The following is a 12,349-nucleotide window of genomic DNA, read 5'->3' as shown; positions in this document are numbered from 1 at the left end:
TTCACCGCGCCTCATGTTATTTAACCAGATACGGTGTAATTAACTTTTTCCAGATGGCATATCCTTCCGGTTTCATATGCAACCGGTCGCCTACATACAATTCCTCGCGCATGTTCTTATTTGCATCGAGCATGGCATCGTAGATGTCGATGAACTGCGCATTTTTTTTGGTTTTCAGCCAGGCCTGTATTTCCCTGTTGGCCACTTTTACTTTTGGTTGTATATGTGCCCTTACCGGGCTGGGTTTTATCGATACAAAACTGATTGTGGCATTGGGCAGGTTCTGCCTTATGATGCCGTACAATGTTTTGAACCGTTGCACTACCACCGCCGCGGTTACCTCCTCTCCCGAGGCCAGATCGTTCTCCCCGCAATAGATCAATACCTGCTTCGGTTTGTAGGGCAGAATAATATCATATGCATACCGTATCACATCGGGCAGCGTTGATCCGCCAAAACCGCGGTTGATAATGGGATAACCGGGAAAGTATTCCTGCACATCTGTCCATTTTGTAAAGGAGGAGCTGCCAACCAGCAGAATGCCATTGGCCGGCGGCGCCTGTTGTGCATCCTGTTTTTTGAAAGCCAGGATATCTTTATAGAACGGTGGCGCCTGCGGCTGTTTTGGCCGGGTCGCCAGCGGTTTGTAAAATCCATTGATGCGTAACCATTTCATGGCCTGCGGCAGCCACGACTTGCCCATGGCTTTATTGTTGATGGCAAACCCATGTGCGCCTTTGGGATAAATAAGCAATTGACCGCTGATCTTTTTTGCCGTAAGCGCTTTATAATAGGCAATACTGTTACCCACCCACGAAGTATTGTCGTCCTGCGCATGTACTAAAAATGCCGGTGGGGTTGTACTGCTTACCTGCAGTTCAGGTGAATATTTCAGTATATCCTCTTCAGTATACTTGCTTACATTGATCACCGACGGTCTTCCCTTTTCAGGCTTCTCTGTCTTTTCCTTATTAATTTCATAAATATTACCTAATATTTGTCCATTGTAAAGCGGAAGCACTTCCTGCGCCTGTGCGCAGCTAAAGATCAAACATGCGAAAATTGCCAATACTGTTTTCATCAATTCCTTTGTTTACTGATTTACCGGTGTAGCCGTGAACAGGGATGGAATAGGGTTGGTTCTCTATTCCTGCCGCTGCAAAGTCGGCGGCTACAAACGTATTATATTTATAATTGCCAGCTGTAAGATACGTTGATCCTAAATAACCGCCCGTTTTCATATACGTTCTGAAATTGCGGGAGTGTATGGGAAAAGGGCGGTGGGAAAAAGTTAGTTATTCTGATTTCCGGAAATTTCGTGCGTGCCTTTACTTTGATCCCTATGCACATTAACCTGGCCACTTTATTCATAGCAGCAACAGTTGATTTAATGGAGTTGGATCTTTCAGGTTACATCTTAATAATTTTCTTCAAAACAGGTAGCGCTTGATCAATATCAATAAAACAGGACTTTACCTATACACAAACATTGGTCGTCTTGCTATACTTTCGCATTCATCGCACGCTGCAAAAGCGTTTCGGTTTCTACGTTTGAAAGTATTGGCGCAGAAAAAAGCCACTACATCCATTTAGGGTGTAGTGACTTTAATTGTCAATAATAACCTGTGGAATATCAAAAGAGGAAATAAACACGCGTCTTAAATTACGGTCTTTACACCCGGGGTAAGAAAAACAGTTTTACTGCTTACATCTCGATCGCCCGCGATCTTTGCCCGTAAGGTATTCTCCTTTTCTTTAAAATGGCTCCAGCCCTTGTAGTGAATAGGAATTATTTTCTGCGGCTTCAATATTTCGGCCGACCGTAACAGATCGTCGCTATTCATGGTATAGCGGCTACAACCGGTGAGGTAGCGGATCTCAACCGAACCCACATGAAAAATACCGATATCTATCCTGTACATCCTGGCCACCTGTTCTATTCCCTTAAAATAAACCGTATCGCCTGAAATGTATATGACGCCATGCTGCTGCGCATCGAATTCGATAACAAAACCAATTACTTTGCCGGCCAAAAACTCAGGCACCCACCAGGGGTGATGCTGCGCCGGTGTAGCCGTAATCTTTAATCCCGGTACTTTAGGCGTATCGATCGCATAACTTTCCCAATCATGCAAACCCGTTATGCCTTTTATTGCCCTGGCTGCCGGATTGGTTGAAATGATCAATGGAACGGTTTGCGCAAACTTTTTTCCATTATGATCAAAATTGTCTCTATGCTGATGATGGCTTAATAATACGAGGTCAACATCGTGCAACTGGTCTATGGTAATGGCAGGGTTGCCCGTTTTGCGGGAAAAGGTGCCTGCCCCATGATAATATAATTTACCGGCCTTATCGAGGGTGGGATCGGTGAGTATTTTATAGCCATTGATCTCGAGCAGCACACAGGCGGTATCGATATGGGTAATGTTGATGGTCATATGAGGATATTAAACCCGTTTTAGCCAATCGATAATGTAATCCGCATCGCCTTCCCAGCCCGGTTGCCCCAGTACAAAATGATTTCTGCCGGTAAACTCCTTGTATTCGATAACAGACCCGTTGTTCTTTTTATATTTATTATAGATCCTTCTGCTCAAATGCGCGGGAATGATGGTACCCTCCGTTCCTGCCGTCAATAACAATGGCGGATGCGGTTTGCTGAAATCGACCTTTGCATCTGAAGTCAATGCGCCTCTTGCTACCGTTTTTGATTCGGGAATAGTGAATTTATCATATGCTGCCTTCTGTTCTTCATAGGGCATGCCATTTACAAAAGCATATTGCCAGGTTTTGAACGACATCAGGTATGTTTTCTTCAGCGAGGTACCGATACCCAATACCCGCCAGCCGGCTTTTAAAAATGAAAATTCATAAGGGAATACACCCTGCGGCGGAACCGAATGGATGGCCACCGCGGCCGCTGCCAATCCCCGGTTACAAATTACCTGCGTTATCATGCCGCCCAATGAATGCCCTATAACGATCGGCTTTTCGGGAAAGCTTGTTACAATGCTTACGTAATGATCAACCAGTTGTTTAAATGTGAGGGTAGCGAGGTCGACATCGTTGGGTTGTTTTGCCCGCAACGACGCTGCGGTTCCATTTTTAAAGGGCCATGGCGGCGCTACGGTTTTATAACCCCTGTTTTCGAAGTATACGCGCCATTCATCCCAACACGCACTGGAAACAAATGCGCCGGTTATAAACACGATATTTCTTGTGGTGAGCATCGATCTAAGCGTTTTTTATGATTAATAAAATGTATTCCGGTAAATTCAATTCGCGGTACCGTCCTTTATGTTATTCACGATAAAGGCGTGGATATAGGTTGCCACCATTTCTGGAAACTGGTGCTGAGGGCCATGTCCGGCCCGCGGAATCACCACCACCTGTGTAGTCGGCAGCGTCCTGTTCAGCTCAAACCAGTTGCCGGGTGGAAAACATATTTCGTGATCGCCTGAAATAACAAGGATGGGAATATTGGTGGTTGTTAACTTTTCGCGGGCATTGTAAGGATCTTTTACATAATCCTCACCGCCGTTCCTATAATGTTGCAACTGATCGAGGGTTACCGGAATGTCTTTATCGATGGTCCTTTGCGCAATGCGGTCATGGCTTTCCTTCGCTTTTTTTACACTCAGTTCAGAAATGGGTTCAAAGAACAAGATGATCTCATCGGCAAAATCATTTACCGGTTTATACGCTGTTTTTATAAAAATTTCCTCCAGGTCGTGGCTAACCTTGCCAGGGGGCCTTGTACCTATAAGTATCGCTTGTGAAACCAGTTGAGGATATACGGTAGTCACTATCTGTGCCACCCAGCCGCCGAACGACCAGCCGCCAAGAATTATCTTTTCGAGGTTTAAATATTTTACCAGATCAATAACATCGCCGGCAAAACCTTTCATATCGGCATGCGGTATACCCTGTGAGGAAGCGAGCCCTGTATAATCGAAGATGATCACATTGTAATTACGGGCTAATTCATCGAGAAATAACGGGTCCCAATCATCGAGCGTTCCACGAAAACGCTGGCAAAGGATCATGGGATAACCCTTACCTATAGATCTATAGGCAATTTTTTTTCCATTGATACCGGCGAACTGTGTGCGGGCGTTGGTGGCATTTACTTCCATAGCAATAAGTTTTTGGTCTTTGTTCGCTATCAAAATTATGCTGCCGCTTATTCCCGATCAATAGTTAAATGGTGCTACTGTTTGTATATTTCGGCATGCCCTGTCTGCAGGGTTAAAGGTAGATCAAACCAATTTACACAACACAAAAAACGTAACTGACGACATATCGCCAATGCGCGATATGTCGCGACAGCCTCCAATCTACGCCAGATATAAATATTGCAAGATCAATACTTTATACAATGGCATGCCAATTGACAACAGTATAACAGCTTTCAACCAACCAAATCATAAACTCATTGCTATGAACACTTCCATTCTGTCCGCTGATCGTGAAAAACAAAAAGCACCGGTCTTCTATCAACTGTTTAATGACAACAGTCAGCATTTTTCGATCCATACGATCGGGTGCCAGGAACCGCAACCTGTTATTTCTTCACCACCGGAAAAGCTCAATCACTTTGAAATACTGTTGTTGCAAAAAGGAAAGGGGAGTTTGCAACTCGATGGGCAGGAGCACCTGCTGGCGGAAAATAATATCTATTGCATTTTTCCCGGCCACTTCAGGAAACTGCGGTTTACCACCGGCACAGAAGGGTTTATCATTTCTTTTGCTCTTGAATTTCTACGGCTCTCAGATAGTTATAGTAACAGCGCCACCTGGCTGGGGCAATATCATAATGTGGCGTCGGCCCTGATCTGTAAAGAAATGCAACCCGAACTGGAAATTGTTGCGCAAAAAATGAAATCGGAATACGGCAACCTGTTCGATAAGCGAATGGAACTGCTGAAAGGATTGCTGAATATTTTCCTGATCTATTTTTCAAGAAACCTGAATAAATTACCGCACAACGACGCCCCTAACCGCGAGAAAGACCTCGTGAACAAATTCATCGGTCTTTTGAAAACACATTTTCATACCAGGAAATTTGTAAATGACTATGCTTCCCTACTGGCGGTAACACCTAATTACCTCAACCGCACCGTGAAGAAGATCACCGGTTTTCCTACAAGCCATCATATACAACAGCAAATTATTCTCGAAGCAAAACGGCAGGCGCTCTATACTTCCGAAAGCATGAAACAAATTGCCTACAGCCTCGGATTCGACAACCCGGCGCACTTCAGCAAATTCTTTAAAAATAACTGTGGCGTAAATTTTACCGAATACAAGAACCAGCAGCAAAAGCTTTAACCGGTTACAACGGGCGCTCTTTTTTATCTTTTATTGATCCGCATGTATAAACCGAGCTCGCCAATAAAAACAATATCATCGAACCGGATATTCAGGTAATCGCGACCGGTATACCCGTGAATGAGAAAACCAACTTCATTGGTGGTCGATGGCATATAGGTAAGATAGGCATGACAGCCAAACCGGTATTTATTTTTATACGGGTAATTCGACAGATCGCCGGCTATATATTCCATATCCGTTCTGAAAGAGAACTGCCGCTGTTTGGCGATCTTTTTGGTTGCGGTACTGAAGATGGAATTGCGGACAACCAGCCTCGATACGCGAAGCCATTGAAAGCTGAACAATGCCCGGTGTTTGCCATAGCTATTGCGCATTTGCGGACTAACCCCAAGCGGCCCGCTCAGATCCAATTCCCTCTGCCAGCCCACGGCTGCCGATAAAACATGCTTGCCTGCAGAAACATTTGCCAGGTTGAAAAGCACCCGCAGGTTGTTGGTGCTGAAATCGCCCGAACGGTAATTATTCCGTTGATTGCCTTCATCGTCCCTGATAAAGAACGAATCGGCATGGCCATTTGAATAATGAAGCAACTGTACAGTAAGCCATGCAGGTGTTGTGCGGTCTTTTATCAGGTTGCCTGTTGAGGAAAGCAGCAGATCGAAGCCAAGCCCGAACCGGTTATTCGAGGGCAGTAACGGGCTCGATTCATCGCGGGTCAACCGAGGCGTAATGGCCACATCAAAAGTAAAACGCGTTCTTTGCAACCAGCCCGGATTATAATATTTACCTCTGTGAATGACGAACCGGTTGGTAAAATTCCCTTCGAGCCAGTAACCATCTTTTCCTTCTCCGTCTTTAAGTGGGATTGTTCTTGTTTTCAGTGGTTCTATAAGTGGAAAGGCCAGGTACATTATGGGATCGTGATAAGTGAGCAACTGGTTGTACCGGTCCATTGCAAAATTGGGAGAGGAATTGGATAATGAATCAGGAGACCACAAGCTATGCTGGGCATTTACGTGTGTAGCAGCCAGCAGCAGCATTACAATAAATAAGCGAGTCATTAGTTTATTTTCAATAGTTATGCATGGGGAACATATTTCATAGATCGAGCATTACTTTCTACAGCAGGGACTTAAAAATAGCAGCCTCCCAATGGCAGGCTGCTATTCCGTTGACAGGATAATCGTAGCTCAATTATAAGAGCCGCGCTACCTCAGATCATTTCATACCCCATAGTTCCACTTCCGCTTTGGAAGTTCCGGAACCGGAAACGGTACGATATACGAATGTTACATTATTTATTTCCTTATCGGGGTTCTTAAGTTCTATTTCCCGGCTTGCTGAACCGCTCTTAAGCTCTGAAGCCAGCGAAATATCTTCCTTTGTTCCCCCTTCATATTCTACCGACATGGTTTCAATATGAACAGGCGCGTCTTTTACCCTTATCTGCAGCATTTTGAATTTATCTTTCCATAATAAAATAAATTTATCCTTGTCGTTGCTGAAATCAACCTTTGCGTCGCCGATCTTGTTCCATCCGGCTTTGTCTTTTATGATCACCTCAGGTTTTTGCGCATGCAAAAAGGTAACAGTCAGAAACGTTGTCATTAAAAACAAAATCATTCTTTTCATAGTTTCTCCTTTTTTTATATGAAACAATAAGATGGCATCACCTTTAATAACAAGTGCAGCAAAATCTGTTCCGTGGGGAGATAATTCATCACAACAACATTAAAGCAAAAGGGGTGGGCCGCTCCAGGCGACCCACCCCTTCTGAGGTTCATCATTTTTATTTTAATACAAAGGATGTTGCTGCCCGGCCAAACCAGGGTTGTTATCAATTGTAGTAGTGTTCAGCGGTAACAGTTCCGTTTTATTTTTTTCGAGCCCCCTGAAGATAGCTTTTACCCAGGCCTGGCTTGCCGCCAACTCGCGGCCGCCGTGTGGCGCCACATTGCTGTGCATATTCAGCAATGTATATCCGTCGGTAGTCAACTGAGCCTGCTCTGCCGGCGTGGGCGCTGTTTTATAACCGATATACGGAATGGCTACAACGGGATCATTGAATGTGGTAGCTGTTTCCAGTTTATACGCCCTGAACAGATCGATATTGGCATACTTTCCTGTTTTATTTGCCATATCGATCACGTTTTGCTTTGCCTGGCTCAGCACTTCATACTGAATACCCCAGCGAACCAGGTCGGTTCTGCGCAAGCCTTCAAATGCCAGTTCCAGTTTACGTTCATTGATGATCGCATTTTTAAAATCCTGGTAAGTAGCGGGCGTTGTTCCAATTTTGCCGGCATCGCCGCCAAAACCCCGGATCCTTACTTTTTCAAATGCAGCTTTGCCGGTAGCGGAAGGGCCATTGTTCAACTCGTTTTGTGCTTCTGCATACATCAGCAATATATCTGAATAGCGCAGCCAGGGCCAGTTGATATCGCGTTTATTGATGGCCGTACCCGATCCTGATTTCCAGGTAACGCGGAACTTACCAATGCGGTTGCTTCCGTAGGGGTTCATCTGGCGTTTGTTGGCTGAAGTTACCCCATACGTTGCAATGCTTACATCACGGCGTTGGTCGCCTTCCCCGAAATCATACAATAATGTGGGCATGGCTCCCATTAAAGGCTCTGCTTTTCCATACAAAGAACTGGTATGGGCAAACATGCCGTTTGTATAACCAATGGCCGAGCCGTTCACATTAGTGCCGTACTGACCGTACTCAAGCATTGACTCTTTATTGTACCTGCCATTCACGAGGTCGCGAAAAACGGTTTCGAAACTTCCCAGCAGATCATTCTCGCCTTTCGTCATAACCGCATTGCATGCATCGGACGCAATCTGGTACAACTCGCGTATACGGGCCGCATCGGTGCGCTGCCCCATAGTAATAGAACCAGCCGAATAACTGGCCAGGTCCCAACGCAACGAATAACCGGCCGCATATAACGCTACCCGGGCCAGGATGCCATAGGCGGCATTTTTTGTAAAACGTTCCGGCGTTGCCACCATGCCTTCGCTTTTCCATGGCAACAGATCGATCGCTTTTTGCAGGTCGGCCACACAACCATCATAAATGGTATCGCGGCTAACCCGCGATGAAGAAAAAGTACCTGCGTCCTGAACGGGTATGGTAGGGTACGGCAGATCGCCAAAAAGGCGCACCACATTCAGATAGCTCATTGCGCGCATGGCGTACGACTCGCCCAGCAACATGTTTATCTTTTTTTGCTCAGCTTCGCCGGCCGCGGTCATCGCGCTCAGATTCTTTATACAAACATTGGCATATTCAATGGCCCGGTACATGGCGGTATAGGTATCTGTTGGTGTAATACCGGGCGAATACACATAATTCGAAAACTGGTTCTTCGAATTTGTTTCTCCTTCGGTTGAGAAACACTCATCGGTACCCATGCCAAACTGATAATACAATTCCCTGTTGAATGTAAACGGGTAAATGCCCAATACAGCCATCTCCGCTTTGTCGACGGTCTGGAAAGTGGTTTCGCTGTCGAACTTACTTTCAGATGGCATATTGAGCCATTTTTTACAGGAAGTAAAGCCCAGCACCGCAAATGTCAATATGGTTATATTATATAATATCTTTTTCATTGCTGTTCGTTTTTAAATTAGGACTAGAAGGTTACATTCAAACCGATCACAAAACTTTTTGCGCGGGGATAGGCCGAATCATCGAGGCCTTTCTTTGTTGGGTTATCTGTATTAGCCACTTCAGGATCGTAGCCTGTGTAGCTTGTAAAGGTGTGAATGTTGTTCACGGTTGCGTATACCCTTGCCTGGTTGATCGCGGCCTTTTTCAATAATTGACGGGGCAATGAATAACCGAGGGTAATCGTATTCAAACGCAGGAAGGAACCATCTTCCAGGTAATAATTGATATTATCGCTTATGGCCTTGCTGTTATCTGAATGCAAACTCCACATGGCGTCAGCGGCATATTGATTGGGATTCAACTCGGCGAGGCGCGCGAGGTCGGTTGTTTCTTGGCCGGTTGCAGGGTCAATCAGTGTGAAACGGCTGGCCATAGGCGCCAGCATGGTTTGATTGGGCAGGTAGGGCCCTAAGAAGCGACGGGAGTTGGCATTGAATATTTTGTTGCCTGAAACGAAGTTCATGAAAATGTTCAGGTCAAATCCTTTATAGGCAAACGTGTTGGTGATACCGCCGGTAAAATCGGGTTCGCCCCTGCCGATGATGGTGCGGTCGGCCGTGCTCCAAACCGGGTTGCCTTTCGTATCAAACTCGCCGGCAGCTGGTTTATATTTTATATCGCCCGGTTTAACATTGGCGGCATTACTTCCCTTTAAACGGGCAACGCCATCTTTCAACGTGTAGGTACTTCCATTCTGAACAAAATCGTCGGTGGTATATAAGCCATCGTACTGGTAGCCGTAGAATTTTCCTAACGATTTGCCTTTTTCAATAATGAACATATCGGAGGGAGCTAACCTGTCGGTGCCATTCAAATGAAGCACGCGCGACCTGTTGAATGAAATGTTCAGGTTGGTTGTCCACTGAAAATCTTTACTCACAATATTTTTTGTGTTCAGCACAAACTCCACCCCGCGGTTGCGAATGGAACCGATATTCTGAAACTGGGTAGAGTAACCGGTTGAGGTGGGGATGCTGGCTTCGAGCAACAAATTATTCGATTGCTGGTTGTAAAAATCAGCGCTGAGGTTTACGCGGTTTTTGAGAATGGCCATATCGACACCAACGTTGAACGAGTTCGTTTTTTCCCATACCAGTTCCTCGTTCGCCAGTTTGGACCCCGGCACCAGCGTATTCACCTGTTGCCTGTTGATGGCATAATAACCGCCGCCGTAGGCAGTGACATACATGTTGTCGTCGATGTTGCAGTTACCGGTGGTTCCGTAGCCCACGCGTAATTTCAACTGATCGAAGAAAGTGAAATCCTGCATGAACTCCTCCTGTGAAATACGCCATGCGGCCGAAATGGAGGGCAATGCGCCCCATTGGCGGCTGGGTGCAAATTTCGAAACCCCATCGCCACGCATAGTGGCGGTTACCAGGTAACGATCGGCGTAACTATACATGATACGGCCAAATACCGATACCAGTCCAAACCGGCTTTTGCCTGATCCTTTATCATACAGGGTATCGGCCATGGCCACATTGTTCAAACCAAAATTGTTAGGTCCGAATCCTGAGTAGGTATTATCGAGGTTTATAGACTCGCTATAATAGGTTTCCTGGCCGGCCATTACGTTCAGGCTGTGCCCGCCAAATGTTTTTTTCCAGTTCAGGGTATTGGTTATTTGCCAGGAATATTTTTCACTGTTGTCACGGCTGCCCCAGGGACCGCCATAGGTTTGGGAAGTTTTTGTACGGCCATCGTCCCAGAAATCTTCCCGTATCTGTTGCCACATGTAGCTGCCGGCAGTACGCCAGGTAAGGTTTTTCATAAGGTCGATATTGATGGCTGCATTGTTTACGAACTGCCGGGTATACCTTGTTCTGGTAACGGCGTCGTTTGTAATGATGGGATTGTAAATATCATACTGCGAATCGTCGGCCTGCATGTCTTCGCTGATATCGGTATCTATCAGTTGTGCATCTGAGAACCGCGTACCTCCTGTAACAGGCTGCAGTATGCTCAGTTTCAGCTGGCCCGACATGTTACCTCCACCCTGCAACTTCATAGTATTGAAATTGGAATTGAACTCAACCCTGATGCGGTCGGAGATGCGGTGGTTGATATTGGCGCGTACATTGGTCTTTTGAAAACCATGTTTTGCCAGAATACCTTCCTGCCCAATGTGGTTCAGGCTGAGCATCATTTTTGTTTTTTCATTTCCGCCGCTTAGCGCTACGCTATGGCTTTTCAACAGCGCGGTGCCGCCAAAAACAAGATCCTGCCAGTCGATGCCGGGTGTATTACCATACGTATTACGGATATATTCCGCCGCACCGGTATAGAAATTCGGATCGTTGATATCACCGCCAAAATTCTTAGCCCATTTATCGGGCCGGCCGGCCAGCAGCTGAAATTCATACTGGTAACCGGCATATTGCTGCGGATTCAATAACTCAAGTTTGTTGGCGAGTTTTTCAAAGCTCACATAACCGTTGTAAGTGACCTGCGTTTTGCCGCTTTTGCCCGATCTGGTGGTGATGAGAATAACCCCGTTTGAACCGCGGGCGCCATAAATAGCGGTTGCAGAGGCGTCTTTCATTACATCGATGGTCTCGATGTCATTGGCGTCGATATTTCTCAACGCATCATCCATCTGAAACCCGTCAACAATATACAGGGGGGAGTTACCCTGGGTAATGGAAGTTCCGCCGCGTACGGTAATGTTGATGGGCGCACCGGGCGCACCGCTTTGCGTAACGACATTTACGCCGGCAATTTTACCGGTGATAGCCTGTGCAGCGGAGGTTACCGGGATCTTTACGATCTCGGCGCCGCTTACAGAAGCCGTTGCCCCCGTAAGGTCTTTTTTGCGCGCGGTACCATAACCGATCACCACCACTTCGTTCAACGATTTATCCTGGGCCTCCAGTGTAATATTGAAGGTGGTGTTGCCGCCCACCTGCATGGTGCGCGTAACATAACCGATAAATGAAAAAACGAGGGTTGAATTTTGATCGGGCACCCCCAGGGTGAATTTTCCACTCTTATCTGTAAATGTTCCGGTCGTTGATCCCTGAACCGACACATTTACACCTTCAAGCGGCCCTGTTTTATCTTCAACAATACCCGATACAATTAAGCTGTTTTGCGAGAAAGAGGCGCTCCACAACAGAATGGAGAGAGAAAAAAGCAACAACTTTCGATAACGGGCATGGGAAATGAGCATCGATGCCCGGGTAAGCAGACATTTTTTCATATAGCAGCGTTTACTGATTATTATAAATACTGGTGCTCAAGGTATTAATGTACCAAAGGAAAAGCATCCTGCGCCATCCTGATAATTTCATAATATGATGGCCAGTAACCGGCTGTTACTACATGTAAAGAAGC

General features: G+C 46.0%; 10 protein-coding genes. 1 reads left to right on the top strand and 9 read right to left on the bottom strand.

Going from position 1 to position 12,349, the window contains the following annotated elements; all coding sequences use genetic code 11:
• Positions 1-16: 16 nt before the first annotated feature.
• The 5 genes from A4R26_RS34555 to A4R26_RS25755 form a co-directional block, all read right to left on the bottom strand.
• Complete coding sequence (locus tag A4R26_RS34555) at positions 17-1,081, bottom strand: GDSL-type esterase/lipase family protein (protein WP_107685904.1); 1,065 nt, start codon at positions 1,079-1,081, stop codon at positions 17-19.
• Positions 1,041-1,241 carry a hypothetical protein gene (locus A4R26_RS25770; RefSeq protein ID WP_081169407.1) on the bottom strand — a complete coding sequence of 67 codons (201 nt, stop codon included), beginning with the start codon at positions 1,239-1,241 and terminating at the stop codon, positions 1,041-1,043. Before A4R26_RS25770 ends, A4R26_RS34555 begins: the two co-directional genes overlap by 41 nt.
• Before the next feature lie 417 nt (positions 1,242-1,658).
• Positions 1,659-2,441 (bottom strand): MBL fold metallo-hydrolase, encoded by a 783-nt coding sequence (locus tag A4R26_RS25765; protein ID WP_081169406.1) that lies wholly within the window; start codon positions 2,439-2,441, stop codon positions 1,659-1,661.
• A gap of 9 nt (positions 2,442-2,450) precedes the next feature.
• Entirely contained in the window at positions 2,451-3,233 is a 783-nt protein-coding gene (locus tag A4R26_RS25760) for an alpha/beta hydrolase (protein WP_081169405.1), read from the bottom strand.
• A 45-nt stretch (positions 3,234-3,278) separates the two neighbouring features.
• Positions 3,279-4,139 carry an alpha/beta fold hydrolase gene (locus tag A4R26_RS25755; RefSeq protein ID WP_081169404.1) on the bottom strand — a complete coding sequence of 287 codons (861 nt, stop codon included), beginning with the start codon at positions 4,137-4,139 and terminating at the stop codon, positions 3,279-3,281.
• A 304-nt stretch (positions 4,140-4,443) separates the two neighbouring features.
• Here A4R26_RS25755 and A4R26_RS25750 point away from each other — a divergent pair, with 304 nt between their 5' ends.
• Positions 4,444-5,334, top strand: a complete 891-nt coding sequence (locus tag A4R26_RS25750; RefSeq protein WP_165760415.1) for an AraC family transcriptional regulator — start codon at positions 4,444-4,446, stop codon at positions 5,332-5,334.
• 23 nt (positions 5,335-5,357) lie between these two features.
• On the opposite strand, the gene A4R26_RS25745 is transcribed toward A4R26_RS25750, so the two are convergent.
• From A4R26_RS25745 to A4R26_RS25730, 4 genes are all read right to left on the bottom strand, one after another.
• Entirely contained in the window at positions 5,358-6,398 is a 1,041-nt protein-coding gene (locus tag A4R26_RS25745) for a hypothetical protein (protein ID WP_133054779.1), read from the bottom strand.
• A gap of 157 nt (positions 6,399-6,555) precedes the next feature.
• Entirely contained in the window at positions 6,556-6,969 is a 414-nt protein-coding gene (locus A4R26_RS25740) for a DUF2541 family protein (RefSeq protein ID WP_133054778.1), read from the bottom strand.
• A 162-nt stretch (positions 6,970-7,131) separates the two neighbouring features.
• Entirely contained in the window at positions 7,132-8,952 is a 1,821-nt protein-coding gene (locus A4R26_RS25735; protein WP_081169400.1) for a RagB/SusD family nutrient uptake outer membrane protein, read from the bottom strand.
• A 23-nt stretch (positions 8,953-8,975) separates the two neighbouring features.
• Complete coding sequence (locus A4R26_RS25730; protein WP_242675019.1) at positions 8,976-12,215, bottom strand: SusC/RagA family TonB-linked outer membrane protein; 3,240 nt, start codon at positions 12,213-12,215, stop codon at positions 8,976-8,978.
• Positions 12,216-12,349 lie beyond the last annotated feature (134 nt).

Source organism: Niastella populi, assembly GCF_002078015.1.
In the GTDB taxonomy this organism is placed as follows: domain Bacteria; phylum Bacteroidota; class Bacteroidia; order Chitinophagales; family Chitinophagaceae; genus Niastella; species Niastella populi.
This window is presented reverse-complemented; position numbering and strand designations above follow the sequence as displayed.